The sequence below is a fragment of the Mycobacterium gallinarum genome, assembly GCF_010726765.1.
Taxonomy (GTDB): domain Bacteria; phylum Actinomycetota; class Actinomycetes; order Mycobacteriales; family Mycobacteriaceae; genus Mycobacterium; species Mycobacterium gallinarum.
This window is the reverse complement of the sequence record NZ_AP022601.1, coordinates 3,979,491-4,006,252: the sequence shown is the minus strand read 5'-3', so window position 1 is coordinate 4,006,252 and position 26,762 is coordinate 3,979,491. Positions and strand designations below refer to the sequence as shown.

At 67.0% G+C, this 26,762-nt stretch carries 20 protein-coding genes and 1 tRNA gene; 11 read left to right on the top strand and 10 right to left on the bottom strand.

Annotated features, from left to right (window positions below; all coding sequences use genetic code 11):
• Positions 1 to 3: 3 nt before the first annotated feature.
• Both G6N42_RS19665 and G6N42_RS19660 read right to left on the bottom strand, forming a co-directional pair.
• A complete protein-coding gene (locus G6N42_RS19665; protein ID WP_163731700.1) occupies positions 4 to 234 on the bottom strand; it encodes a hypothetical protein in 231 nt (76 codons plus the stop codon).
• 58 nt (positions 235 to 292) lie between these two features.
• On the bottom strand, positions 293 to 1,906 hold the full coding sequence (locus G6N42_RS19660) for a recombinase family protein (protein WP_163731697.1): 1,614 nt from the start codon (positions 1,904 to 1,906) through the stop codon (positions 293 to 295).
• Positions 1,907 to 1,943: 37 nt separating this feature from the next.
• Between G6N42_RS19660 and G6N42_RS31505 the strand changes: the two genes are divergently transcribed.
• The 3 genes from G6N42_RS31505 to G6N42_RS31265 are packed head-to-tail and all read left to right on the top strand — an operon-like array spanning position 1,944 to position 2,741.
• A complete protein-coding gene (locus tag G6N42_RS31505) occupies positions 1,944 to 2,072 on the top strand; it encodes a DUF4244 domain-containing protein (protein WP_163737833.1) in 129 nt (42 codons plus the stop codon).
• 41 nt (positions 2,073 to 2,113) lie between these two features.
• Positions 2,114 to 2,395: a TadE family type IV pilus minor pilin gene (locus G6N42_RS31270; RefSeq protein WP_232076637.1), complete on the top strand. Its 282-nt coding sequence runs from the start codon at positions 2,114 to 2,116 to the stop codon at positions 2,393 to 2,395.
• Positions 2,396 to 2,411: 16 nt separating this feature from the next.
• Positions 2,412 to 2,741 carry an Rv3654c family TadE-like protein gene (locus tag G6N42_RS31265; protein ID WP_232076198.1) on the top strand — a complete coding sequence of 110 codons (330 nt, stop codon included), beginning with the start codon at positions 2,412 to 2,414 and terminating at the stop codon, positions 2,739 to 2,741.
• Here G6N42_RS31265 and G6N42_RS19645 read toward each other — a convergent pair.
• Positions 2,727 to 3,710 carry a PAS domain-containing protein gene (locus G6N42_RS19645; protein ID WP_163731691.1) on the bottom strand — a complete coding sequence of 328 codons (984 nt, stop codon included), beginning with the start codon at positions 3,708 to 3,710 and terminating at the stop codon, positions 2,727 to 2,729. The genes G6N42_RS31265 and G6N42_RS19645 overlap by 15 nt on opposite strands.
• Positions 3,711 to 4,016: 306 nt before the next feature.
• Positions 4,017 to 6,359 (bottom strand): DEAD/DEAH box helicase, encoded by a 2,343-nt coding sequence (locus tag G6N42_RS19640; RefSeq protein ID WP_163731688.1) that lies wholly within the window; start codon positions 6,357 to 6,359, stop codon positions 4,017 to 4,019.
• Between the two features lie 272 nt (positions 6,360 to 6,631).
• On the opposite strand from G6N42_RS19640, the gene G6N42_RS19635 reads away from it, so the two are divergent.
• The 3 genes from G6N42_RS19635 (at position 6,632) to topA (ending at position 10,519) form a co-directional block, all read left to right on the top strand.
• Positions 6,632 to 6,835 (top strand): cold-shock protein, encoded by a 204-nt coding sequence (locus G6N42_RS19635; protein WP_006243848.1) that lies wholly within the window; start codon positions 6,632 to 6,634, stop codon positions 6,833 to 6,835.
• Between the two features lie 123 nt (positions 6,836 to 6,958).
• The gene (locus G6N42_RS19630) at positions 6,959 to 7,549 is read left to right on the top strand and encodes a hypothetical protein (RefSeq protein ID WP_163731685.1); all 591 of its coding nucleotides are present in this window, start codon (positions 6,959 to 6,961) and stop codon (positions 7,547 to 7,549) included.
• Between the two features lie 135 nt (positions 7,550 to 7,684).
• Positions 7,685 to 10,519 (top strand): type I DNA topoisomerase, encoded by a 2,835-nt coding sequence (gene topA, locus G6N42_RS19625; RefSeq protein WP_163731683.1) that lies wholly within the window; start codon positions 7,685 to 7,687, stop codon positions 10,517 to 10,519.
• Here topA and G6N42_RS19620 read toward each other — a convergent pair.
• Positions 10,516 to 12,129, bottom strand: a complete 1,614-nt coding sequence (locus G6N42_RS19620) for an adenylate/guanylate cyclase domain-containing protein (RefSeq protein WP_163731680.1) — start codon at positions 12,127 to 12,129, stop codon at positions 10,516 to 10,518. The genes topA and G6N42_RS19620 overlap by 4 nt on opposite strands.
• Positions 12,130 to 12,221: 92 nt before the next feature.
• Here G6N42_RS19620 and G6N42_RS19615 point away from each other — a divergent pair, with 92 nt between their 5' ends.
• Both G6N42_RS19615 and G6N42_RS19610 read left to right on the top strand, forming a co-directional pair.
• Positions 12,222 to 13,445: a DNA polymerase III subunit delta' gene (locus tag G6N42_RS19615; RefSeq protein WP_163731677.1), complete on the top strand. Its 1,224-nt coding sequence runs from the start codon at positions 12,222 to 12,224 to the stop codon at positions 13,443 to 13,445.
• A gap of 83 nt (positions 13,446 to 13,528) precedes the next feature.
• Positions 13,529 to 13,601 (top strand) — tRNA-Thr (locus tag G6N42_RS19610).
• A gap of 74 nt (positions 13,602 to 13,675) precedes the next feature.
• Here G6N42_RS19610 and G6N42_RS19605 read toward each other — a convergent pair.
• Together G6N42_RS19605 and galE are read right to left on the bottom strand one after the other, a co-directional pair.
• Complete coding sequence (locus G6N42_RS19605; RefSeq protein ID WP_163737829.1) at positions 13,676 to 15,454, bottom strand: hypothetical protein; 1,779 nt, start codon at positions 15,452 to 15,454, stop codon at positions 13,676 to 13,678.
• A 5-nt stretch (positions 15,455 to 15,459) separates the two neighbouring features.
• Entirely contained in the window at positions 15,460 to 16,437 is a 978-nt protein-coding gene (gene galE / locus G6N42_RS19600; RefSeq protein WP_163731674.1) for a UDP-glucose 4-epimerase GalE, read from the bottom strand.
• A 109-nt stretch (positions 16,438 to 16,546) separates the two neighbouring features.
• On the opposite strand from galE, the gene G6N42_RS19595 reads away from it, so the two are divergent.
• Both G6N42_RS19595 and G6N42_RS19590 read left to right on the top strand, forming a co-directional pair.
• Entirely contained in the window at positions 16,547 to 18,328 is a 1,782-nt protein-coding gene (locus G6N42_RS19595; protein ID WP_163731671.1) for an N-acyl-D-amino-acid deacylase family protein, read from the top strand.
• 1 nt (position 18,329) lies between these two features.
• Positions 18,330 to 18,932 (top strand): TetR/AcrR family transcriptional regulator, encoded by a 603-nt coding sequence (locus tag G6N42_RS19590; protein WP_163731668.1) that lies wholly within the window; start codon positions 18,330 to 18,332, stop codon positions 18,930 to 18,932.
• Here the strand turns inward: G6N42_RS19590 and G6N42_RS19585 are convergent.
• From G6N42_RS19585 to G6N42_RS19575, 3 genes are read right to left on the bottom strand one after another with little or no spacing between them, the layout of a single operon-like run.
• The gene (locus tag G6N42_RS19585; protein WP_434059590.1) at positions 18,912 to 20,210 is read right to left on the bottom strand and encodes a hypothetical protein; all 1,299 of its coding nucleotides are present in this window, start codon (positions 20,208 to 20,210) and stop codon (positions 18,912 to 18,914) included. The two genes, G6N42_RS19590 and G6N42_RS19585, sit on opposite strands and share 21 nt — an antisense overlap.
• Positions 20,165 to 21,502: a M1 family metallopeptidase gene (locus tag G6N42_RS19580; RefSeq protein WP_163731664.1), complete on the bottom strand. Its 1,338-nt coding sequence runs from the start codon at positions 21,500 to 21,502 to the stop codon at positions 20,165 to 20,167. Before G6N42_RS19580 ends, G6N42_RS19585 begins: the two co-directional genes overlap by 46 nt.
• Positions 21,499 to 25,425 carry a Pls/PosA family non-ribosomal peptide synthetase gene (locus tag G6N42_RS19575; RefSeq protein WP_163731659.1) on the bottom strand — a complete coding sequence of 1,309 codons (3,927 nt, stop codon included), beginning with the start codon at positions 25,423 to 25,425 and terminating at the stop codon, positions 21,499 to 21,501. The genes G6N42_RS19580 and G6N42_RS19575 overlap by 4 nt, the downstream gene beginning before the upstream one ends.
• 282 nt (positions 25,426 to 25,707) lie before the next feature.
• Here G6N42_RS19575 and G6N42_RS19570 point away from each other — a divergent pair, with 282 nt between their 5' ends.
• Positions 25,708 to 26,760: a TerC family protein gene (locus G6N42_RS19570; RefSeq protein WP_163731657.1), complete on the top strand. Its 1,053-nt coding sequence runs from the start codon at positions 25,708 to 25,710 to the stop codon at positions 26,758 to 26,760.
• Positions 26,761 to 26,762: the final 2 nt, after the last annotated feature.

The following is a 26,762-nucleotide window of genomic DNA, read 5'->3' as shown; positions in this document are numbered from 1 at the left end:
GGGTCAGGCGGACTTCGCCTCGGGCTCGTTCGACTTCTTCGCGGCGTCGCGCTCGGCGGCCCACTTGGTGAACTTGGCCTTGAGCGGTGCAACGTCCTTGGCCGTGAACGTGTAGCGCGAGCCCGAGCCGACGCCTTGCGACGTGGCGCGCAGGAACACGCGCAGGGTCTTGGGGTCGGTGCCCAGCTTCTCGGCGACGGCCTTGGTGGTGAGCGTGTTGTCGGGTGTGGTCATGGGTTCCTCCTAGTTAGGTGAGCTAACGACAGCATCGTAAGAGGAACGGTGCGCTAACCTAACCCCCAACTTCAGGAAGGTTCGCGGGGTCGCTCAGCGCGGCGACGATGTCCGCGAGGGGACCGAACAGCTGGTCGGCGTCGAGGTCGATCTCCAGTTCGCCAACCTGCTTGAAGCTATCTACGACGACCCGACCACGCTCGTCGCTGTGCGACGACCACTCGTAGCGAAAGCCCGTCTGACGCAACCAGATGTTCTTCGCCTCGTCGTCCTGCTCACCCCACCAGTCGGCGAACAGCTCGCCTGTGGGCTCATAGCGCCATCCGGCGGGTTGCACGGGTGCAGCGGACAGTTCGGCTTGTCGCTCGCTCAGCGCGGCGATGCGTGCGTCCAGCCTTGCTCTTTGGGGAGTGCCTCGCGTAAAGCCCGGCGTACCAAGCGAATCCGTGAGGTCGGCGAGCGTGGCGTTGATGTCGCCCAGTTCGTCGGTGTGGTCATTGCCCGTAAACCAGACTCGTCGCTTGCGTTCGAGCGGCCCCATGTTCTGCAACACCTGACGCTCGACCTCGCCGTCTGCGTATTCGAGTGAGATGGTCTTGTTGCTGCAAGGCCCGTCGGCTTTCTGCGCTGACGAACAGCGATACCGAGGCTTACGGCCAACGCCGCCTTTAAGGCGGTACGCAGGACGACCACACACCGCGCAGTAGATGATGCGGAGCAGCAGTCCCGAAGTCCGCTTCGTCGGCTCTTTCCGGTTCTCCCGTCCCGCGAGTTCCACTGCGAGGCGGTCGAATACGTCGCGAGCGATGATGGGCTCGGCGCGCACTATGGGCGATCCGTCGTCACCGACCACGACCACATCGTCACCGAACACCTTGCGGCCCTTTGCATCGCGCTGAGGTCGTCCCTGAGCGTCTAACGGTTGCTCGCGTGTCACAACGCGCCCGAGCAGCGTGTGGGACGTTAGAGCGCGTTTGAGGGGTCCGGGATGCCACTCGTATCCGACGACCTCACGACCGCGTGATCGTGCGAAGCGGTCCTTGGGCGTCAGCACTTCGCGTTTGGTCAGTTCGTGCGCGATGGCTCGCAGCGGTTCGCCGGCAAGTACGCGTTGTACGACTTCGAGGATTACCTCGACCTGCTCGGGGTCCTGGACGAGTCGCCACTCGCCGGATTCGTCGCGCTCGGGCAGATAGCCCCACGGAGGAATGCCGCCCCGATACTTCCCCTTGGAGAAGTTGTGCCGGAACGCCGACGCGTTGCGCTCGCTGATGGCCTCCAACTCCATCTCGGCCACCTTGGCGACGAGGAGGGCGATGATGTCGCCGAATGGCGCGGTGAGGTCGAGGAATGGCTCGGTCGCAGACACGAGGGCTACAGAATGCTGTTGGCACCACCGGATGAGATCTGCGAGGTCAAGCAGGCGCCGCACGATCCGGTCCATGCGGTACACCACGATCACGTCGAACCGTGTGGGATCGGCCAGCCACTTCCCTAATTGCGGCCTGTTGAACGGCGTCGTACGCCCGGCGGACACATCAAGGTCTTCGGCGATGCCAACCTCGTCGTAGCCGCGCTGGGCGATCAGCTCACGGCACTTGGCAAGCTGGCGCTCAGGTGAGGTCGTCGCGTCGGTCACCCGCGATAGGCGGATAACGATCAGTGCTCTCATGCAGAAATGCTACGCACATCGGGTGTAAAAGACAACGATCGAATACGCGATCGGCACCATCGCGGCGGCGGCATTCGGTGCGATTCTGTACACCGTCGTGACCGGAGACTCGATCGTCAGCGCGTTGACCAATATCATCAACCGCGCGCTGAACACCAACGTCTAGGCGGCGAGGTCGGCGGTGCCACGGTCGAAGCGGCGCTTGGCATCGCGGGCCTGGTCGCGGTGCTGCTGCTGTGCACAGCGGGCCTCACCGCGGTGTCGATGCACGTCCGGTGCGTCGATGCGGCCCGAGAGGCAGCACGCCTGGCAGCGCGTGGTGACGACGGCTCGAATGCCGCCCGAGCCATCGCGCCCGAGGGCGCTTCGGTGCACCTTCGTCGTGACGGCGCCCAGGTCGTCGCGACCGTCTCGGCGCAATCGGTTCTCCTGCCGGGGATCATCGTCGCGGGCCGCGCCGTCGCCGCGGTGGAACCTGGTCAGCGCTGAGTCGGGGTCGGTCACGTTGGTCGCCGTCGCGATGATGGCGGTGCTCCTGGCGATCACCGTCGCCTGCGTGTATCTCGGGTCGGCCGTCGTTGCGCGCCATCGTGCACAGGCCGCGGCCGATCTCGCCGCGCTGGCGGCCGCGGGTGGACTGGTAGACGGCGCCGCGACGGCGTGCGCACGTGCGGCCGCAGTGGCCGAGGCGATGGGCTCGTCGGTCGCGGACTGCACTGTCAGCGGTCTCGACGTCGTGGTCGCCGTCGAAGTGGGTGCCGTGCTGGGCCGGTTCGGCGTAGGCACCGCACGTGCGGTCGCCCGGGCGGGGCCGGTCGACTCAAGCCTGACGTAGCGTCGCCAGTCCGGCGAAGACGTCGTCCTCGAGCTCGACACGGTTGATCGTCACGTGCACAGCCGTCCACCCGCCGTCGTTGGCCGCCAGTCGCAGTGTGGCCGACGTGCTTCCTTTGGCGAATTCCTCTGTCATTCTTGCGATCTGGGCGCGGTCGTCAGGATGTACGAGGTGATCACCCGACAGGCTCGCCCGCCAGTTGAAGAACGGCGCGGGATCGTCGAGCCACTTCAGCAGCGTCCAGTTCGTCAGGTCGACGAGCGCACGGTGAGCGCCGGGCTGCGCCAGCCCCTTGAGGATGCGCTGTGCCAAATAGTCGGGTGAAGCCGCGTCGCTGTCGCGTTCGCCGCGCCAGTTCATCGCCCGGAGGATCAGCCGGGTGCTCCCGTCGTCCTCCTCCTCGGCGAGCACACGCGCGACGAAGCCGATGGTGATCGGTTCGCCGCGGTAGTCCGTGACGTCCCAGGAGTTGCAGATCGTCTGGCCCGGTTCACGCGTGATCGTCATCGAGAGGACCTTCGCCTCACTTGGATTGAGGTCACGCTTGGGCAGGTCTTCGGCGAACGCCCTGCCGTGCAGCACCTGGCTATCGGGCGCCCATCCGCTGTTGTGCAGGGACTCCGTGGTGTCGGTCGCGGTGCCGCTGGTGAGGTCCCAGACCAGCGGGCCGGGGACCGGGCGCGTGGGCGGTTCCGTGTCGGGCGGGCCGATCCATACGTGCACCCCGTGGATGCGCCCGTCGGTCATTTGGACGACCTCGGTGCGGATTACACGGTCGTTTTTGGGCGTGATGCTGCTCAAGCCCTGTCGCGCCCGCACGGTCTCACCGATAGCGGTCTGGATCGCCATCAAATGCGGATTGCGCCTCAGGAACGCGCTGACCGGGACCAGGTTCTTGGTCCGGCGACCCTGGGCAACCACGGCGGGTTCGCTGCCCAGAGTTTCCACGAGCAGCCAGTCGTGGTTCATTAGGGCAGTTTAGGGCCGAGCGCCAGATCCTCAGCAGTCAGCAGCCGCCTACGAAATCCGTGGCAACGTGACAGTTGTGCACGGAAATTCGTTGGCTTTCGGGGTGCCAATTTCCGCAAATTGAGTTGCAACACCCGCTCCGACAAGGTAATTTGCGATTGCACCCGGTCTATCCGGACTAGGGAACGGATCGCGTTGTCCGACTGTTCTCCGCAAATGAAATGCCAGCGTTTCCACGCGTAAGGTGCTCCATCCGCATTACCGCGGGGGCGACTGTTCGAGGGGTCGGTCGCCCCTGTGGCGGCATCACCGGCCCCCGCCCCCGAGTTCGGCCAGTACCAGCCGCAGCACGGTGATCGCCCCGAGTTTGTCGAGTGGATCGTTTCCGTTTCCGCATTTCGGTGATTGCACGCACGACGGGCACCCCGTTGCGCACTCGCAGGCCTCGATCGCCGCCGCAGTCGCCGCCCACCAGGTACCCATCTTCTCGAAACCGCGGTCGGCGAATCCCGCGCCGCCGGGGTAGCCGTCGTAGACGAATATCGTCGGCAATCCATCGACCGGGCCGATCGCGGTCGACACCCCGCCGATGTCGCCGCGATCGCAGCTGGCGACCAAGGGCAGCAATCCGATCGCCGCGTGTTCGGCCGCATGCAGCGAGCCGGGCACCCGTAGCGCCTCGATCCCGTTGCGCTGCAACGCCTCAGGCGTGACGGTGCACATCACCGCCATGGTCTCCAGGGTACGCGTGGGCATGTCGAGTTCCACGAAGTCGATGACTTCACCGGTCAGCCGGCGACGGAGATACCCGATGACGGTGTTCGTCACCGACACCGGGACCAGCCCGACCGTGACCGGCCCGTACGTCTTTCGCTCACCCTCGCCGGTGACGGAGATGTCGGTCAGTTCGCGCGCGAACGTGGTGTAGCCGGGATCCTCGGCGTGGACGAACGCGACACCGTCCTCGAAATCAAGCGAGTCGACGACGTAACTCTCACCCTGATGCAGGTAGACGGCCCCCGGATGGACCGACGCCGGCGCCTGGCCGGCTCCCGCACTGCCCAGCATCCGGCCCGTGCCGGCCTCCAGTATCGCGATCTGGCCGCCCGACGATCCGCGGATGTCGACGGCCGGGTGTGGATCGACACCGGGTGTGGCGAAGTAGCCGGCGGGCCGCTTGCGCAGCAGGCCGTCGTCGACGAGCGCGGCCGCGACCGCCTCGGCGTCCCACATCCGCACCTCCGCTTCGGTCAGCGGCAGTTCGGTCGCGGCGCAGAGGAGTTGCGGGCCAAGCACATACGGGTTGGACGGGTCGATGACCACCCGCTCGATCGGCTTGTCCAAAAGCGCCGCCGGATGATGAACCAGATACGTGTCGAGTGGGTCGTCGCGGGCGATCAGCACGATCAGGGCACTCTGACCCCGGCGGCCCGCGCGGCCGGCCTGCTGCCAGAAGGACGTCACCGTGCCGGGGAATCCGGCCAGCACGACGGCGTCGAGGCCCGCGATGTCGACGCCGAGTTCCAGGGCGTTGGTGGTCGCCAACCCCCGCAATTCGCCATCGGCGAGTGCGCGCTCCAGCTCGCGACGGTCTTCGGCCAGATAGCCCGCCCGGTATGACGCCACCCGGTCGGCGAGGTCCGGTGCGAGTTCTTCCAGCCGTGCGCGTGCACCGAGTGCGGTGAGTTCGGCGCCGCGCCGCGAGCGCACGAACGTCAGTGTGCGGGCACCCTCGGCAATCAGATTCCCCATCACCTGGGCCGCGTCCGCACCTGCCGAACGTCGCACCGGGGCACCGTTTTCACCGACGAGGTCGTCGAGCAGCGCCGGTTCCCAGAGCGCGACGGTGCGCGCGCCCTGCGGGGAACCGTCCTGGGTGACCTCGGCGACCGTCTCGCCGATCAGCTCCGACGCGGTGATGGCGGGGGAGGCGGTGGTGGCGCTGGCGAAGATCACCGTCGGCCCCGAACCGGTCGCCGAATAGCGGGTGCACAAGCGCAGCAGTCGTCGCAGCACCATGGCTACGTTGGAGCCGAAAACACCACGGTAGTAATGACATTCGTCGACAACAACGTAACGCAGGTTCCGCAGGAAGACTGCCCAACGCGCATGGTTGCGCAGCAGCGAAAGGTGGATCATGTCGGGATTGGAGAAGATCCACCGCGACCGTTCACGCGCGAAGCGTCGCACATCGGTTGGGCTGTCGCCGTCGTACGAGCTCGGGGCGACATCGCGCAGCGCGGGTATCGCCTCGGTGAGCGCCACCGCGGCGCGCAACTGATCGTGGCCGAGCGCCTTGGTGGGCGACAGATACAGCACTCGGGAGCGCGAATCGCTTTTCAGCGCCGTCAATATCGGTAGTTGGTAGGCCACCGACTTGCCCGAGGCCGTCCCCGTGCTGAGCACGACGTGGCGGCCGGTGTGCGCGAGGTCGGCAGCGGTGAGCTGATGCGACCACGGCGCCTTGACACCGCGATCAACGAACGCCTGCACCACATCTGGGTCGGCCCACTGCGGCCAGCCGTGGTGATCGCCCTGTCGTGGGGGCAGATCGGCGACATGACGCAACGGATTGTGCCCGCCGGAAGTGGCCCCAGCAACGGCACCGTCGACCGCGCAAGCGAGCAGCTCGCGGCCGAAATCTGCCATTACATGCCCTCCTGAGACGGTCCGTACGTGAATTGTTCCCCAATCAATCGCTTCTCCACTGTCGCCGCAGCCCAGAACGTGATTGACTGATCGCGGTCGCAGCTTCTGTGTTCGGATTTCGCTCGCAGGATCGACGTTGCGATCGCGGTTCCTGCGAGGGTTGTAGGTCGGGTCGAGTTCCGAGCACTCCACGAAGGTATGGCGGTCGGAACGGGCCCGGTGCACCGGAATGGTGAACCGCACCCGGTAAGAAGAGAAGGAAAGTACGAGAGATGCCACAGGGAACTGTGAAGTGGTTCAACGCGGAAAAGGGCTTCGGGTTCATCGCCCCCGAGGACGGTTCTGCTGACGTGTTCGTCCACTACACGGAAATTCAAGGAAGCGGCTTCCGCACCCTTGAGGAGAACCAGAAGGTCGAGTTCGAGGTTGGCCAGAGCCCCAAGGGCCCGCAGGCCACAGGCGTTCGCGCCGTCTAACCGACGCACTTAAGGAAACCCCCCGCACGGCTCCGTCAACGAGCACCGCGGGGGTGTTTTCGTTTTGTGGGTGCCCGGCCCGGCGACCCGCCGGTGAGGCAGTTCCTGGCTTAGTGTCGAACCGTGAGCCAGCTGTCGTTCTTCTCTGCCGAGTCGGTGCCGCCCGCCGTGGCCGACTTGACCGGGATGCTCGCCGCACCGGGTCAGGTGGTGCTGGTGGGTACGGGCTCACAAGCGGGCGCGCGCCTGTCGGTCGTGGTGGACCAGGTGTGGCGCGCCCAGGGCTTGGCCGAGATGATCATCGAGGCCGGCCTGGAGCCCGAGATCGCCCGCACCGACGAGAACAATCCGCTGGTGCGCACCGCCGTCGATGCTCGCCTGGTCGGTATTGCGGCGGATTGGACACGTGGCGCCGTCAAGACCGTGCCGCCGCAGTGGTTACCCGGACCGAGGGAATTGCGGGCCTGGACGCTCGCGGCAGGCACCCCAGAGGCCGACCGCTATCTCCTCGGTCTGGACCCGCACGCTCCTGACACACATTCACCACTCGCGTCGGCGATGATGCGAATCGGGATAGCCCCGACTCTGATCGGAACCAGAGGGTCCCGTCCAGCGCTGCGGATCAGCGGCCGCCGCCGACTATCGCGCCTGGTAGAGAATGTGGGGGAACCACCTGGGAACGTCGACGCGTTCGCCCAGTGGCCCAGGATCTGACGCTGGGGAACCGGGGGGTCAGTTTGCGTCGGCCCGCGCAGAATGCGAAATTGTCAGTTGCCGACGAGGCCTTGACGCATATTGAGCGCGTAATCGGGCGTTGTAGGCGAAGAAAAGAGTGGAGCGAAGGCACTGGTGGCAGACGGGGACGGCAGTAGCGGCCGCAACGGTAATGTGCGGCGACTCGTCATAGTCGAGTCGCCGACCAAGGCTCGTAAGATAGCCGGTTACCTGGGCTCCAATTACATCGTCGAGTCGTCGCGGGGGCACATCCGCGACCTGCCGAGGGCGGCCGCCGACGTACCCGCGAAGTACAAGTCGGAGTCGTGGGCCCGCCTCGGAGTCAATGTCGACGCCGACTTCGAGCCGCTCTACATCATCAGCCCGGAGAAGAAGAGCACTGTCGCGGAGCTGAAAGACCTTCTCAAGGACGTCGACGAGCTCTATCTGGCCACAGACGGCGATCGCGAGGGCGAGGCCATCGCGTGGCACCTGCTGGAAACGCTGAAACCGCGCATCCCGGTCAAACGGATGGTGTTCCACGAGATCACCGAACCGGCCATCCGCGCCGCGGCCGAGGACCCCCGCGACCTGGACATCGACCTGGTCGACGCGCAGGAGACCCGGCGCATCCTGGACCGGCTGTACGGATATGAAGTCAGCCCGGTGCTGTGGAAGAAGGTCGCGCCCAAGCTGTCGGCCGGTCGTGTGCAGTCCGTCGCGACCCGCATCATCGTGTCGCGCGAACGGGAGCGCATGGCGTTCCGCAGCGCGGGCTACTGGGATGTGACGGCCGAGCTCGACGCCAGTGTGTCCAACCCGCAGGCGTCGCCGCCCACGTTCACGGCCAAGTTGAACTCCGTCGACGGTCGTCGCATCGCCACCGGCCGCGACTTCGACTCCCTTGGCGGGCTCAAGAAGCCCGACGAGGTGCTCGTGCTCGACGAGTCCGCGGCCGGCGCGCTGGCCACCGGACTGCGTGGCGCCCAACTCGAGGTGTCATCCGTCGAGCAGAAGCCTTACACCCGTAAGCCTTACGCGCCGTTCATGACGTCGACGCTGCAGCAAGAGGCCGGCCGGAAGCTGCGGTTCTCCTCGGAGCGCACGATGAGCATCGCGCAGCGGCTCTACGAGAACGGCTACATCACCTATATGCGTACCGACTCGACCACGCTGTCGCAGTCGGCCATCAATGCCGCACGGAATCAGGCCACCCAGCTGTACGGCCAGGAATACGTGCACCCGTCGCCGCGGCAGTACACCCGCAAGGTCAAGAACGCCCAGGAGGCGCACGAGGCCATCCGTCCCGCGGGGGACGTGTTCCAGACTCCCGGACAGCTGCACGCGCAACTGGACACCGATGAGTTCCGGCTCTACGAGCTGATCTGGCAGCGCACCGTCGCGTCGCAGATGGCCGACGCCCGAGGCACGACGCTGTCGCTGCGCATTGCCGGAGCCGCCCCGGCGGCGACATTGGGCGGGGCTCAGTCTTCCGAACACCAGGTCGTGTTCAGCGCCAGCGGCCGCACCATCACGTTCGCGGGCTTCCTGAAGGCCTACGTCGAGAGCATCGACGACCAGGCAGGCGGTGAGGCCGACGACGCCGAGAGCCGGCTGCCGAATCTAGAGCAAGGCCAGCGCGTCGACGCCAGGGAGCTCACCGCCGACGGTCACACCACGTCGCCGCCCGCTCGCTACACCGAGGCGTCGCTGATCAAGGCGCTGGAAGACCTCGGTATCGGTAGGCCGTCGACGTATTCCTCGATCATCAAGACGATTCAGGACCGCGGCTACGTGCACAAGAAGGGCAGCGCCCTGGTGCCGTCGTGGGTGGCGTTCGCCGTCACCGGTCTGCTCGAACAGCACTTCGGGCGGTTGGTCGACTACGGCTTCACCGCGGCCATGGAGGATGAGCTCGACGAGATCGCCGCGGGCAACGAGCAGCGGACCAACTGGCTGACGAACTTCTACTTCGGCGGCGAGCATGGGGTGGCCGACTCGATCGCACGCTCGGGTGGTCTCAAGAAGCTGGTGGGCGTGAACCTCGAGGGTATCGATGCCCGAGAAGTCAACTCCATCAAGCTATTCGACGACGACCAGGGCCGCCCGATCTACGTCCGGGTCGGCAAGAACGGGCCGTATCTCGAGCGCATGGTGGCCGACGAGGAGGGCGAGGCTGGGGAGCTCAAGCCGCAGCGCGCCAACCTCAAGGACGAGCTGACGCCAGACGAGCTGACGCTCGAACTTGCCGAAAAGCTCTTCTCCACACCGCAAGAGGGCCGGTCTCTGGGTGTCGACCCGGCGACCGGACACGAGATCGTCGCGAAGGACGGTCGCTACGGCCCGTACGTCACCGAGGTGCTGCCCGCACCGCCGGAGCCTCCTGACGACGGCGCGGGGTCGGGTGCGAAGAAGACCAAGAAGCCGACGGGTCCGAAGCCGCGCACCGGCTCGCTGCTGCGCACGATGGATCTGGAGACGGTGACGTTGGAGGACGCGCTGCGGCTGTTGTCGTTGCCGCGCGTGGTCGGGGTGGACCCGAACACCAACGAGGAGATCACTGCGCAGAACGGCCGCTATGGGCCATATCTCAAGCGCGGCACCGACTCTCGTTCGCTTACCACCGAAGAGCAGATGTTCGACATCACGCTCGATGAGGCGCTGAAGATCTACTCGGAGCCGAAACGCCGTGGTGGACAACGGGCTTCGGCGCCGCCGCTGCGCGAGCTCGGCAATGACCCCGCCAGCGGCAGCCCAATGGTGATCAAGGACGGTCGATTTGGGCCTTACGTCACCGACGGTGAGACCAACGCCAGCCTGCGCAAGGGTGACGATGTGATGTCGCTGACCGACGAGCGGGCCGCAGAGTTGCTTGCCGACCGCAGGGCCAGGGGACCGGTCAAGAAGAAAGCGACCAAGAAGGCCGCGAAGAAAAAAGCTCCCGCCAAGAAGGCGGCCAAGAAGGCCTAACTGGGCCGGGGTTCCTCGACGAGGGCCTCACGATCTGCGGCGGCCTCCTCCGGGGTCACCAGGTTCAGCGGCCGGGCCAGCTGGGTCGGGGCCACGCGCCCGCGCAGTTCGACGATCTCGCCGACGTCCCAGCACAGGGCTTCCGCGTCGAGAGCACCGCTGACCGCGATGGCCGATGCGAGCACATGACCCGCCTCCAGCTTGGCCAATTCGGTCAGCCGCGCCGCCTCGTTGACCGGATCGCCGATCACGGTGTACTCGAAACGCGCCTGCGCGCCGATGTGCCCGGCGATCGCGCGGCCGGCCGACACCCCGATACCGAACTCGGTTTGGTCGAGCACCTTGATGACCTCGTCGTGCAACTCGCGTGAGGCCGCCAACGCTGCCCCGCACGCATCGGGGTGCTCGATCGGGGCTCCGAAGATCGCGAGGGCCGCGTCGCCCTGGAACTTGTTGACGAACCCGCCATGGCGGTTCACGGTGTCGACGACCACCCGGAAGAAGTCGTTGAGCAGATTGACGACTTCGCCTGCGGGCATGGTCGCCGCCAGCTCTGTCGAGCCGACGAGGTCGACGAACAGCACGGCGACGTCGCGTTCCTGGCCGCCGAGTTCGGTTCCGCGCTCCAGCGCCCGCCGGGCGACGTCCTCGCCGACGTAGCGGCCGAACAGGTCGCGCAGCCGCTGCCGCTCGGCGAGGTCACGGACCATGTCGTTGAACCCCGCCTGCAGCAGGCCCAGCTCGCTGGCGTCGTAGATCTGCATGTGGGCGTTGTAATTGCCGCGCTGCACCTCACCCAGCGCCCAGCGCAGCTGGCGCAGCGGGTCGGCGATCGACATGGCCACCAGCACGGTGCCGAACAGGCCGATGATCAGCGCGGCGATGGCCAGCAGCAGGATCGGCGTGGTCAGCTTGTCGGCGGGTGCGGTGAGCACCTCGAACTTGCTGGCCACCAGAGCCAGCACGATCGCGAGGATCGGCACTCCGGTCGACAACACCCACGTCATGACCTGGCGCTGGATCACGCCGGGCGCGCGAAAGTTCTCGGGGACGCCGCCGCGCAGGGCGGCCACGGCGACCGGCCGCAACACCCGCTCGGACTGCAGATACCCGATGATCGCCGTCGCTGTGGCGCCGAGGCCGCTGGCGACGGCCACGACCGGCGCCGACCTGCTGGCCACCGGCCAGCTGGCGACGATGAACACCACCGACCCGAGCAGCCAGTTCGCGACGTTGATCATCGTGCGGTAGTAGGGCATCTTCAGCGCGCGAACACGGGCCAGCTCGGTGACGGCCGGGTCGCTATCGGTCAGCAGCGTGTCCCGGCGTTGCCAGCGGATCACCGGGATGAGGAGCCGCAGGCTCAGGTACGACGCGGTCGTGAACGAGACGAACAAAAAGCCCAGGAACACCGCCAGGTTGAACGCAGGCAGGTCCTGTAGCTGGATGCGGTCCTCGGGCGGCAAGCCGAACCGCAGAAAGCTCAGGACCAGCAGCGCGCCGATGATGTCGGCCTGCAGCATCCCGAGGGTGAACACCGGCCACGGTGTGCGCGCGACCCAGCGGACGAATGCGCCGATTCGCCTGACGGGTATGGCCCCAGTGGTCACTGATCAACCGTATCGGTCGACGGGGACGGGAAAAGGCGCAAATGAGCCCTGTGGGACGGACGTGTCGCTTCGCAGCACTACTGTTATCCGAGATGACGGGTGTCTTTTCGCGTCTGGTGGGCCAGCACGCCGTGGAAGCCGAGTTGATCGCCGCCGCGCAGGCCGCGCGCGGTGATTCGGCTCACAGTGGTGGTTCCGGCGCGGACCCGGCCGCCGGGTCCATGACACACGCGTGGCTGATCACCGGGCCGCCCGGGTCGGGCCGATCGATCGCCGCGTTGTGCTTTGCCGCTGCCCTGCAGTGCACCAGTGACGGCGTTCCGGGCTGCGGGGAGTGCCGCGCCTGTACGACGGCGATGGCCGGCACCCACGCCGATGTGCGGCGAATCGTGCCCGAGGGCTTGTCCATCGGGGTGGACGAGATGCGCGCCATCGTGCAGATCGCGTCGCGGCGGCCGGGGACGGGACGCTGGCAGGTGGTGCTGATCGAGGATGCCGACCGGCTGACCGAGGGTGCGGCGAATGCGCTGCTCAAGGTCGTCGAGGAGCCGCCGCCGTCGACGGTGTTCCTGCTCTGCGCACCGTCGGTGGACCCCGAGGACATCGCGATCACGCTGAGGTCCCGGTGCAGGCATGTGGCACTGGTGACGCCGCCGGTCGACGCCATCGCGCAGGTGCTGATCGAGAACGATGGTCTGGCCGAGGACGACGCCCGGTGGGCGGCGTCGGTCAGCGGGGGACATGTCGGCAGGGCGCGGCGGCTGGCCGTCGACCAGGAGGCGCGTGACCGCCGTCAGCGGGCGCTGGGGCTGGCGCGCGACGCCGCGACGCCGTCGCGGGCATATGCCGCGGCTGAGGAACTGGTCGCCGCGGCCGAGGCGGAGGCGGTGTCGCTGACCGTCGACCGCAACGAGACCGAGGCCGAGGAGCTGCGCACCGCTTTGGGCGCCGGTGGGACGGGCAAGGGCACCGCGGGCACGATGCGTGGCGCGACCGGTGCGCTCAAAGATCTTGAGCGACGGCAGAAGTCGCGTAAGACGCGGGCGTCGCGCGACGCGCTCGACCGGGCATTGATCGACCTGGCCACCTATTTCCGCGATGCGTTGCTGGTGTCCTCTGGCGCGGGCGCCATTCAACCGAACCACCCCGACATGGGTGAGCGGGTGGCCGCGATGGCCGCCCATGCGCCGCCGGACAAGCTGCTGCGCTGCATCGAGGCGGTGCTGGAGTGCCGAGAGGCCCTGGACATGAACGTGAAGCCGAAGTTCGCGGTCGACGCGATGGTGGCCACGGTGGGGCAGGCACTGCGCGACTGACTTGGGAGCGCGGTGCGCCCTGTCGTAGACTCGTGCCGCCCGTGTTGATGCTCTTCGCGCAAGCGCTCATCGGCCAGGGGCGCGCCACCTTAGCTCAGTCGGTAGAGCGATTCACTCGTAATGAATAGGTCAGGAGTTCGATTCTCCTAGGTGGCTCAAGAACTCCCCGCGTGTGATTTGTGCACAATCGCGAGCGGTAGGCGCTCCTAAATGTGCACAATTCGTGTTGGTCAAGACGTGGGCGCCACGAATCCGACCGGTCCCGACGCGATGCACACCGACAACGCCGCGGTGTTGGCGCTCACGTCGATCGCGTCACCCGCGCCGGGCAGTCGGACGAACACGCGGTTCAGCCCCGGGTGCACCGGCACCTTCACCTCGACCCCTTCGGTCAGCGACATCGTCAGCGATCCATCGCTGTTGGCCAGGTAGTTGATCTCGGCGGTCCAGTCGGCGGGCAGCAACGGACCGTCCAGCGGCATGCGTACGGGAAAATCCGGCTGAACGAGATAGCCGCACTGCGGCTGCGGTCCCTCGACGATGCTGCGCACCCACGTGACTTTTGCGTCGACCAGCCGCCCTGAGCTGTCCAGCATGCGTAAGTCGGTTGTCGCCGATCCGAATTCGGGCCTGTCCTGCAGCAGCGCGAACATGTGGCTGGCCAGGTTCTCGGGTCCGACCACCCGCTGCAGCACCAGCGGGTCGACCTCCTGATCGAGCATCGCCGCGCTGGACCTTTGCGCGGCCGCGGCCAGGCCCGCCTCGGCGTTCTGCAGATACGGCTGTGCCGGGTTGTCGCGCCAGCTGGTCAGGAACGTCGCCGTCGAATACAGGCTGCTGGCCACGAATGCCGTTACCGCAACGACGATCACGCCCGTCCGGGCGCGGGAGGCGTCCAGCCACTCGGTTCCCTCGCGGTTGGGCGCGCACAGCCCGACGGCCGCCAGCAGCGCCAGCACGACGACGAGATCGGGCAGGTATCGCAGCGTCTGCGCCAACTCGAGCGCGGTGAACTGCGACGACCGCATCAGGTAGATAGGTATCTGACAGGCCACCGCGTACCCGACCGCCACCAGCCACACCGCACCGATGCGCCGCTTGCGAACGACGGTCAGCGCGACCACGGCCGCCAGCACCACCCAGCCCAGCACCATCACGGTCACCGGCGGCGTACCCCACGGCGATGCAGGTGCCCACCGCTGCCAATCCCACGGTCCACCAACGAGTCCGGGCACGATGCCGTGCGTCACCGACCGGGCCAGCAGATCCCACGTCATCGACCAGTCGAGGGTCCATCGCTTCTGGTCGACGACGGCGAGGTACACCGCGACCCATGCGGCCGTCACCGCCAGCGACGAGACCCACAATCGAACACCGCTGCGCCACACCGTCATCGGAGATCCCGTGCCGGTGACGTATGCCAGCAGCGCCGCTACGGCGAACGCGACGAACGGGATGACGGCGGCCTTTTCGAAGAACAGCAGACCGCCGACGAACACCAGCAGACCCGTCACGGCATAGCGCTGATTGCCGGTGCGCACCAGCAGCACGGCGTCCCCGCACACCCACGCCAGCGCCGCCAGCATGGGAAGGGAGTTCAATGCCGCCGCCCACCACGCGAAGCCGGGGACAGCCATCGGCGTGAACAGTGCGAACGTCAACGGCACCAACAGGACCGGCCGCCAGCCGAGAATCACGTGCAGTGCCCGTAGCAGCGCGAGCGACGCCAGCAGCTGCAGCACAATGAGGCTGAGTGCCGGCAGGAACCATTGCAGCGGCGCCAGGCGAGTGATCCCGCCGGCGACGAGGAACGCCGCGGGCATGACATGGCCGTCGTGGTCGTCGAACAGGTAGCCCGGCGAGAGCAGATTCTGGGTGCCCGCCCGGCCGATGAGGATCAGGTCGTCCCAGTAGAAGTAGCCGCTGAACGCGAGCACCGCGCGAACGACCAGTTGCACCGCGATCAGCGTGACAGCGGCGCGGACGACCCAGGTGCCTTGCCCGGTAATCCTTTTCACGCCGGATATGTGTCGCCGGCTTGGCTGCGCGCCGCCCACGCGGAAGACACCATTTCGCCGAGCGAATGCCGCATCTTCCAGTCCAGGTCCCGGGCGGCCAGATCGCCTGCCGCGACGATGCGGGCGGGATCGCCGGGGCGTCGGGGTTTGATGATCGGTTCGAACTCGATTCCGGTCGCTTCCCGGATCGCCGTCATGATCTCGCGCACGGATGTGCCGTCGCCGCTGCCGAGGTTGTAGACGGGTTCGACCGGCTGGCCGGCCGTCAGCCGTTTCGCGGCGGCGACGTGAGCCAGCGCCAGATCGGCGACATGGATGTAGTCGCGCACACACGTGCCGTCCGGCGTCGGATAGTCGTCGCCGTTGATCTGTGGGGTCTCGCCCCGGTAGAGCATGTTGAAGACCAACGGGAACAGGTTGTGCGGACTCACGTCGAACAGGTCGGTCGAACCCGAGCCGACCACGTTGAAATAACGCAGGCTCGTGTGCTCGAGACCGGAGGCTCGCCCGGCGTCGCGCAGGAGCCATTCGCCGATCAGCTTGGTCTCGCCGTATGGCGACTCCGGCCGGGTCGGGGTGTCCTCGGTGACGATGTCGACGTCCGGCGTGCCGAAGGTGGCCGCACTCGACGAGAACACCATCTTGTTGACGCTCTCGGCGTCCATCGCCTTGAGCAGCGTCACCATCGCCGACACGTTCTGCTCATAGGTGTGCAGCGGTCGGCGGACGGATACGCCCGCGTACTTGTAGCCGGCGATGTGGATGACGCCCTCGACACCGTGGTCTCGCAGCGTCCGCGTGACGAGGTCACCGTCCAGCAGGGTGCCGCGCACGAACGGCACGGATTCGGGCACGAACTGCGCCAGCCCGGAGGACAGGTCGTCGAGCACCACCACCGGAATATCGGCGTCTTGGAGTGCGCGGACCACGTGTGACCCGATGTAGCCCGCCCCGCCCGTCACCATCCACGTCATGTTGGAGCCGAGTCTAGAGAGCGAGTACGTCGCCGAGTCTGTCCCCTGGCTTCGCCGAGACTTCAAGAAAAGATTGTGAGTACTCACTTTCTGTTGTACGCTCGCCGACATGACCTTTGACGTGATCGTTCGCAACGGCCTGTGGTTCGACGGGACCGGGGCGGCCCCGCAGGTGCGATCGCTGGGCATCCGCGACGGGATCGTCGCGACGGTGTCCGCCACCCCCCTCGACGAGACGGGCTGCCCGGACGTCATCGACGCCGCGGGCAAGTGGATCGTTCCCGGCTTCATCGACGTGCACACGCACTACGACGCCGAGGTGTTGCTCGATCCAGGCCTGCGCGAGTCGGTACGCCATGGCGTCACCACGGTGCTGCTCGGCAACTGCTCGCTGTCGACGGTCTACGCCGACACCGACGACGCCGCCGATCTGTTCAGCCGCGTCGAAGCGGTGCCCCGCAGCTTCGTACACGGCGCGCTCGAAGCCAAGAAGACGTGGTCCGACCCGGCCTCCTACGTCCGTGCCATCGACGATCTGCCGCTCGGCCCGAACATCGGCTCGATGCTCGGACATTCGGACCTGCGCACCAGCGTGCTCGGCCTGGACCGCGCGACGACCGAGGGCGTGAAGCCGACCCCGGCCGAACTCGACCGCATGATGGTGATGCTCGAAAAGGCGCTCGACGCGGGCCTTCTCGGGCTGTCCGGCATGGACGCCCCCATCGACAAACTCGACGGCGACCGGTTCCGTTCGCGGGCGCTGCCGTCGACCTTCGCCACCTGGCACGAGCGCCGCAAACTGATCTCGGTCCTGCGCAAGCGCAACCGCATCCTGCAGAGCGCGCCCAACACGAAGAGCCCGGTCTCGGCGCTGATGTTCTTTTTGACGAGCAGCAAGTGGTTCGGCCGTCGGCCCGGCGTCCGGATGAGCCTGCTGGTTTCGGCGGACGCGAAGTCCGCCACCGGCGCGGTGCACGTATTCGGGCCCGGCGTAAGGCTGCTCAACAAGGTGCTCGACTCTCTGGTGCGGTTCCAGCACCTGCCGGTGCCGTTCGAGTTGTACTCCGACGGCATCGACCTGCCGGTCTTCGAAGAGTTCGGGGCAGGCACCGCGGCGCTGCATCTGCGGGACCAGATCGAACGCAACGAGCTGCTGGCCAACACCGACTACCGCCGCCGGTTCCGCAAGTCGTTCGACCGCAAGAAGCTCGGACCGTCGTTGTGGCACCGCGACTTCCACGACGCCACGATCGTCGAGTGCCCCGATCAGACGCTGATCGGCAAGAGCTTCGGTCAGATCGCCGACGAGCGCGGGCTGCATCCGCTCGATGCCTTCCTCGACGTTCTCGTCGAGAACGGCGAACGCAACGTGCGATGGACGACGATCGTCGCGAACCACCGGCCCAGGTACCTCGACAGGCTCGCCGCCGAACCGTCCATTCACATGGGGTTCTCCGATGCCGGCGCACACCTGCGCAACATGGCGTTCTACAACTTCTCGCTGCGGCTGCTCAAGCGGGTCCGCGACGCCGAGCGGGCGGGTCGCCCCTTCCTGTCCACGCAGCGGGCGGTGCACCGGCTCACCGCCGAGGTCGCCGAATGGTTCGGCCTCGACGCAGGCACCCTGCGCGAAGGTGACCGTGCCGACTTCGTCATCATCGATCCTGAGCGCCTCGACGAATCGGTGAACGCGTACCACGAGTCGACGGTCCCGTTCTACGGCGGACTGAGCCGCATGGTGAACCGTAACGATGCCACGGTGGTGGCGACGGCGGTCAACGGAACGGTCGTGTTCCGCGACGGCGAGTTCTGTGAGGGCTACGGCACGACAGTGAAGTCCGGGCGCTTCCTGCGGGCCGGTGCGGCCGAGCCCGCGAAAGCGCTTGTCTGAGATGGCAAGGACGCAACAGCAGCGTCGGGAGGAAACCATCGCCCGACTGCTCGACGCCAGCATCGACACCATCGTCGAGGTGGGGTACGCGCGGGCGTCGGCGGCCGTGATCGCCAGGCGCGCCGGTGTTTCCGACGGCGCGCTGTTCCGGCACTTTCCCACCGTGGGCGACTTCATGGCGGCCACCGCGCGGGAGGTGATGCGGCGCCAACTCGGCCTGTTCTCGAAGCGCGTCGCCGAGATACCGTCGACCGAGCCGGCTCTCGAGGCCGCGCTGACGGTCCTGCGCGACGTCACAGGCAACGCCACCAACACCGTGATGTACGAGCTGCTCGTTGCCGCGCGCACCGACGAAAAGCTCAGGCAAACACTGCAGGACGTGCTGACCGAGTACGCCGCGAACATCTACGAGGCCGCGCGGGCACTGCCCGGTGCCGATCAGTTTCCCGAGGATACGTTCGCCGCGCTGACGGCGATTCTCACGAACACTTTCGACGGTGCGGCGATCGTGCGTGCGGTGCTGCCGCAGCCCGAGCTCGAGGACAAGCGTATCGAGCTGCTCACGACGCTGCTCACCGGCGCATCACCCATCCGGCAGGACTGACGCGCGAGCACGCGCCAGCGCACTCAGGTGCACCACGATTCCGACCAGCGGCCCGCACAGCAGGGCGATCACGGTGCGCGTCTCGATGTCCAACGGCAGCAACAACAGTGCCGTCGATGCGACCGTCGCCGAGACCCATCCCAGTGAGTACGCCCGGTGCAGCGCCGCCGCCACCGTCGCGGCACCGGTCAGCGTCAACAGTGCGATCGCGATCGCCGCGGCGGTGAGCCACGCCAGCAGCGCGCCCTCGGCGCGGTACTCGGCGCCGAATGCGTTGCGCAGCAGCCACGGTCCGAAGACTCCGGCGGCCACCACGCCGAGCAGACCCAGCCCGATCACCGCGGCCGCCGGTTTCATCAGCGCCTGCATGCGCTCGGTGCGCTGGTCGACGAAATGTGCGATCAGATTGCCCTGCATTGCGGTCAGGGGTACCAACAGCGGTGCGCGGGTGAGCGTCACGGCCAGAATGACGACGCCACCCGTCGCACCCAGGTCACCCGACGTCGCCTTGAGCAGCACCGGAAAGCCCATCACCAGAACCGCACTCGCCCCCGCGGCAGCGATCGAATGCGAGGCGCCGCGCAGGAACGTAACCGTGCCGCCCGGCGTCAGCAGCCTGGCCGCCTCGCGCGTGGCGGGGGAGACGACCAACATGAGCAGCCAGGCGATCGCCCCGGCCACTGTGGCCCACAGATATCCGACCAGGGCCCAGCCCACCAGGAACGTCGCGACGGCCACGATCACCCGCAGTACCGCGTCGGTCACCATCAACGACCCGTATGCCGTCCAGCGGTTCAGCCCCGCCAGCATGCCGAGCAGCGTGGCGTGCAGGCAGAAACCGGCAAGGCCGCCGGCCAGCAGCCCAACCGAAAGCCATCGTTCATCGGCGAACACATGGGCCGACCACAGCGGCGAACTCACCGCGATCAGCGCGGCCGCCGCCACGCCGACCATCGCCGCCACCCTCATCGCGTGGGTCCGCGGTCCATCGGCGATATCGATGTAACCGGCCGAGCGCACCTCCCTCGTCGTCTCCTGCAACAGGCCGAACGCTGCGCCGGTCACCAGCCCGAAGGCTCCCCAGAAGACCCCGAAGACGGAGAACCCGATCGGCTCGAGGTCGCGGGCGGCCAGATACAGCACCGTGTAGCCGCACAGCGCGGACAGCGCCGTTGCCACGCCGACCCGTGCGACGCTCGCGCGCGCGACGGGGCCCGGTGTGCCGGCATCGGTCACGGTGAAAAATCCAGGGAAGGCAGTTCCGTGGAGTAGAGCCATGTAGCCCACAACGGCCGCAAGGACTCGTTGGTGTAATTCGAGGCGAGCCCGGTGAAGTCGTCGGTGACGGCCGTGCTGTGCCGGTGACGTTGCGTCCAATCACGAAGCAGCGCAAAGAAATTCTCGTCGCCGATTTGACGGCGCAGCACGTGAAGTGTGATGGCGCCCCGCTTGTACACCCGATCGTCGAACATGTCGCGCGGGCCAGGGTCGGCCAGCAGCAGGTCCTGCGACGAATCCGCCAACCGCTGGTAGTAGTGGTGCGCCCACTCGTCGGCGGTGCGGCCGCCCGAGTGTTCTGACCACAACCACTCCGCGTAGCAGGCGAAGCCCTCGTGTAGCCAGATGTGCCGCCAACGTTGGGCGGTGACCGAATTGCCGAACCACTGGTGGGCCAGTTCGTGCGCAATCAGCCGTTCGGAGCTGCCCCGACCGTCGCAGTGATTGGCGCCGAAGATCGAGATACCTTGCGCCTCAAGCGGTATCTCGAGGTCATCATCGGTGATGACCACGGTGTATCCGGTCGCCAGGGGGTACGGGCCGAACAGCTTGACGAACAGTTTCATCATCTTCGGCTGGTCGGCGAAGTCTTGATCGAAGTTGCGCCGCAACCGGTCCGGCAGAAGGGCATGCATCGGGACGCCGTTCTTGGCCATTCGGTGTCTGCTGTACACGCCGATCTGCAGCGTCATGAGATATGTAGACGTCGGCTCCGCCTGCTCATAGGTCCAGGTCGTCATCCCGGCCCGCGCGCGCTTGGACACCAGCTCGCCGTTGGCCAGCGCGTAGTACGGACTCTCGGTGCTGATCCGGACGGAGAAGCTCGCCTTCGCGCTGGGGTGGTCGTCGCAGGGAAACCAGGAGGCCGCGCCGTTCGGTTGACCGGCCACCAGCACGCCCTCGGTGAGTTCCTCGAAACCCACGTCGCCCCAAAGGGAGCGGATCGGCCGCGGAGAACCGCCGTATCGCACCACGATCGACATCGCTGCGCCGGCCGGCACGGCGTCCGCCAACCCGATGTGCAGCTTGTTCTGAGACGACCGGAACTGTGCCGGCCGCCGACCGTTCACGGTCACCTTGGTCACCGAAAGCGCATGCGACATGTCGAGGGTGAAACTGCGCAGCGCGGCCAGCGTCACGGCGGTGATGGTGGCTGTGCCCGTCAGTCGGTTGATCGCCACCTTGTATTCCAGATCGAGTTCGTAGCGCGATACCCGGTAGCCGAAATTGCCGTTGGCCGGAATGTATGGATCGATGACGGGTGGGGGTCCCTTCTTCTTGCTCCGTGTCACGCGGCGGCGTCTTCTGGCTTCTCGGGCGCTGGATCAGGGCTGCCGCCGCGCTTCTTACGGAACAGGTTCCACGGTGCGATCGGATTGCCCAGCCAGCGGGTCGAGGGCGGAACCTCGTCGCCGCGCATCACCAGGGAGGCCGGGCCGACCGTCGCGCCCGCGCCGATCCGCGCGGCGGGTAGCGCGACACAGTGCGGGCCCAGCGTCGCACCCTCCTCCAGCACAACGGTGTCCATCCGCATGATGCGGTCGTGGAAGAGGTGCGTCTGGACCACGCAGCCGCGGTTGACCGTCGAACCCCCGCCGAGGGTGACCAGATCGGCCTCGGGCAGCCAGTACGTCTCGCACCACACGCCGCGCCCGATCGACGCGCCGAGCGCCCGCAGCCACAGGTTCATCACCGGCGTTCCGGTGGCGGCACGCGCGAACCACGGCGCCGCCACGGTCTCGACGAAGGTGTCCGATACCTCGTTGCGCCACACGAACGCGGACCACAACGGATGTTCGATGGCCCGGATACGCCCTACCACAACCCATTTCGCGACCACGGCAATACCGCCCGCGATCGCACCCGCGGTCAGCATGACGACGCCGCCTGCCAGCGCCGCCCACCACCAACCGACGGTGACCGCCAGCCACTGCAGCGTCAGCAGCACGGCGACGCCGATTGCGAACGTCACGATCAGCGGAACGATCCGGCACGTCTCCACCAGGGAGCGCAGGATCTTCAGCCGTACCGACGGGTGGAACGTGCGCAGCGTGTCAGCCGCTGTCGGCTTGCGCCGCAACCGAACCGGCGGACTGCCCAGCCACGACGATCCGGCCTTGGCCTTGTGCGGTGCGGCGGACAGCACCGCGACCAACCCGTCGTCGGGCACCTTACGGCCGGGCTGGGTGATGCCGGAGTTGCCGAGGAACGCCCGCTTGCCGATCGTCGCCTTCGCGACGTGTATCCAGCCCCCACCGAGTTCGTACGAGGCGACCATGGTGTCGTCGGCCAGAAAGGCACCGTCTTCGACCACGGTGAACTTCGGGGTAAGCAGCGCGGTCGAGATCTCGGTGCCACGACCCACTTTCGCGCCGAGTAACCGCAGCCACCACGGCGTCAGCAGGCTGGCATACAGGGGGAAGAGGTAGTTGCGTGCGGCATCCATCAGTCGTTCGGTGGCCCATATCTGCCACCCGACGCGACTGCGCACCGGGTGATAACCCTCGCTGAGCCACAGGGAGAGCAGTCGCACCCCGACGATGGTCAGTAGCGCATAGGTCAGCACGGCGGCCAGGGTCGCGGCCGGAGTCCACACTGCAGCGGGGGTGATGGCCGCCGCAACGGTGTCGGCGCCGCGGACACCCCAGCCGATCACGGCGAGACCGACACCGAGCGCCAGCAGCGGAACCGCGCCGAGCAGCACCGACGTCGCCCCGTAGACCGCGACCCACACCGGTGCCCTGTGCGGCCGGTGATCCGGCCACGGATGGCGGGCCTTCCCGGACTTCACCGCGGGTGAGCCCTTCCAGTACTGACCGTTCTTGACCTTGCCGACGACACCTGAGCCCGGTGCGACATCGGCGTTCTTGCCGACGACGGCGCCCGGGTGCAACGTCGTGCGGGCGCCGATCGTGGCGTCGTTGCCGATGCTGATCCGTCCGACGTGGAATTGGTCGCCGTCGATCCAGTGACCCGTCAGGTCGACTTCGGGTTCGACCGAACTGCGGTGACCGAGCTTGAGCATGCCGGTGACCGGTGGAGCCGAGTGCAGGTCGACCCCCTTGCCGACCTTGTTCCCGAGCGCGCGCGCGTAGTACACCAGCCACGGCGCGCCTGCCAGGTTCTCCGCACCGCTGGCTTCGGCGAGACGCTCGGCGAACCACACCCGCAGATGCTCCGGCCCACCTCGACGGTATGTGCCGGGTTCCAGCCCCGACAGCAGCATCCGTGCGAACAGCACTGCGATGCCCATCCGGCCGAGCGGTGTGACGAAAAGCAGGAAGCCCGCGAGGATCCACCACCAGCTGATCGGCGCCGTCCACGGCACCAGGTTCAGCTCCGCGGCGATGTTGTTGGCCAGTGCGAGCCAGACCACCCACTGCAGCGCCGTCAGCGTGGCCAGCGGGAGCGTCAGCGCAACCTGGACTGCTTGTGAGAGCCACGGCGTCGGTTTGACCACACGGGTCTCTACCCGCGGTGGCGGTTTCAACTCATCGAGGTACCCGGTCAGCGATCCGAGGCGCGGATGGTCGTAGAGGTCCGCCACGGTCACCTGCGGATAGCGCTGCCGTAGGGCGGCCACCAGCTGGGCGGCCGACAAAGATCCGCCGCCGAGCGCGAAGAAGTCCGCCTCGGGCCCCTCGATGGGTGCGGCTAGGACGTCGCGCCACAGACCGGCCACCCAGCCCATCGTGCCGCCGAGGTCGGGTGTGTCCGCGTCCTCGGGTTCGCCGGGTGGCGGCCATGGCAGCGCGTCGCGGTCGACCTTGCCGGACGTCCGCGTCGGCAGTTCGTCGACGAGCACCAGACGCGGCACGAGCGCGGCAGGCAACGTCTCGGCCAGCGTTGTGCGGGCGGCAGCGAGATCGAACGCGGGATCGGCGCTGGCGATGTAACCGACCAACAGCGGGGTACCGCTGGCCGTGCGCCGCACCGCGGCCGCGCCGCCGCTGACGCCGGGTAGGTGGACGAGCGCAGAGTCGACCTCGCCCAGCTCGATCCGCCGGCCGCCCACCTTGACCTGGTCGTCGGCGCGCCCCTGGAAGTAGAGGCCGTCGTCTTCGAGGCGAACCAGGTCGCCGCTGCGGTACGCGCGGCTCCATCCAAGGGTGGGCATCGGTGCGTACTTTTCGGCGTCCTTCTCCGGGTCCAGGTACCGGGCCAGCCCGACGCCGCCTATCACCAGTTCGCCGACCTCCCCGAGAGCGACCGGCACACCCGACCTGTCGACCACCGCCAGGTCCCAGCCCGGCAGCGGACGCCCGATGCTCACCGGTGCCCAACCGCGCAGCCGCGCCGCGCATGCGACGACGGTCGCCTCGGTGGGTCCGTAGGTGTTCCACACCTCGCGGCCCTCGACAGCGAGCCGCTCGGCCAGTTCCGGCGGGCAGGCCTCGCCGCCGAAGATCAACAGGCGCACCGCCTCGAGCGCCTCGGCGGGCCACAGAGCCGCCAGCGTCGGCACCGTGGAGACGACAGTGATGTCTCGCGACACCAGCCACGGGCCCAGGTCCATGCCGCTGCGCACCAGCGAACGTGGCGCGGGCACCAGGCATGCCCCGTGCCGCCAGGCCAGCCACATCTCCTCACACGACGCATCGAAGGCCACCGACAGCCCAGCGAGCACCCGATCGTTCGGCCCGAGTGGGCTGTCCTGCAGGAACATTCGCGCTTCCGCGTCGACGAACGCGGCCGCGCTTCGGTGTGTGACGGCCACGCCCTTGGGGGTTCCGGTGGAACCGGACGTGAAGATGATCCAGGCGTCGTCGCGCCCGAGCGGAGCCGCGGCGCGCCACCCCCGCGAGGAACCCTGCGCGCGGATCAGCCCGGCCTCGGTGATGATCGCGACGACGTTGGCCTCGGTGAACACCAGGTCCGCCCGTTCGTCGGGATCGTCGGCGTCGACCGGAACGTAGGCAGCGCCGCTGGCCAGCGTCGCGAGGATCGCCACGTACAGCGCGTAGCTGCCCGACGGCATCCGGATACCGACGCGATCACCGCGCCCGATCCCGCGGGCGGCCAACCACTCGACACTGTCTTCAATGTCGGAGATCAGCTCGGCATAGGTGAGCTGAACCTCGCCGTCATCGATGGCAGGCGAGTCGGGATGACGGCTGGCAGTCTCGTAGAGAATGTCGATGAGCGTTCTGGGCTCGGGGGCATGCCGCGACAGCAAATACTGCCGAGGTACTTCGGGCCCAACATCCCCAGTCACGGCTATAAAACTACTAAGCGGCGCGGTCGGCGCACGCGCGCCGCACGCGGTGGCCGATCACAATTGCGCCACCGGCCCGACGTTTGATTCCCTCGATTTCGGTCAATCGCGGTTACCTGGCAGAATCATGTACGGAGGGGAGTATTCCTTCGCTGCAGCGTCGTCATCACGTCGGCCTAAATGGGACGACCGGTGCTGCGGACCGCTTACGACTTGCGGTGGAAGAGACCTCCGGCGTTATTCGGGCTGCATTCGTTGCCCGCCGCGGCGACCGGAGGTTTTGTGAACGTTTCTCAACTCGAGTGGATCATCACGCTGGGCGTGACGGTCGCGATTCTGCTGTTCGACGTCATCGTCATCGGGCGTCGGCCGCATGAACCGTCGAGGCGCGAAACCGCGACTTACCTCACCATCTACATCACGCTGGCAGTGGCCTTCGGTATCTGGGTGTGGTTCTTCCACGGCAGCCAGTTCGGCCTGGAGTTCTTCACGGGCTGGCTCACCGAGTACAGCTTGTCGGTGGACAACCTGTTCATCTTCTTGATCATCATGGCGAGCTTCAACGTGCCGAGGAAGTACCAGCAGCAGGCACTGCTGGTCGGCATCATTCTGGCGCTGGTCTTCCGCGGCATCTTCATCGCGCTCGGCGCGGTGGCCATCAACCAGTTCTCGTGGATCTTCTACGCATTCGGCGCTTTCCTGGTCTACACCGCGATCACGCTCGTCCGCGACACCGACCACGACGACGACGCCGAGAACTTCGTTGTCCGCTTCGCGCGTAAGCACCTGAGCCTGACCGACGAGTGGCACGGCCTGAAGATGTGGATCAAGGACAACGGCAAGCGATTGATGACGCCGATGTTCCTGGTGATCGTTGCTCTCGGCACCACCGACCTGCTCTTCGCGCTGGACTCGATCCCCGCGATCTACGGCCTGACGCGCGAGCCGTACCTGGTGTTCACGGCGAACGTGTTCGCGCTGATGGGTCTGCGTCAGCTGTACTTCCTACTCGGCGACCTGTTGAAGCGGCTGGTATACCTGTCGCAGGGTCTGGCCATCATCCTCGCGTTCATCGGTGTGAAGCTGATCCTGCACGCGCTGCACGAGAACGAGCTGCCGTTCATCAACGGTGGTGAGCACGTGCCGGTGCCCGAGATTCCGACGCTGGCCAGCCTCGGCGTGATCGTCGTGACGCTGCTCATCACGACCGTCGCCAGCCTGTACAAGACGCGCGTGCACGACGTGAAGAACGGGAACGACGGTGAGGCCGACACCGGCGATACCGGAAACGGCACAGCGCCGGACGCAACCGAGAAATCGTTGGATTCGCACTGATC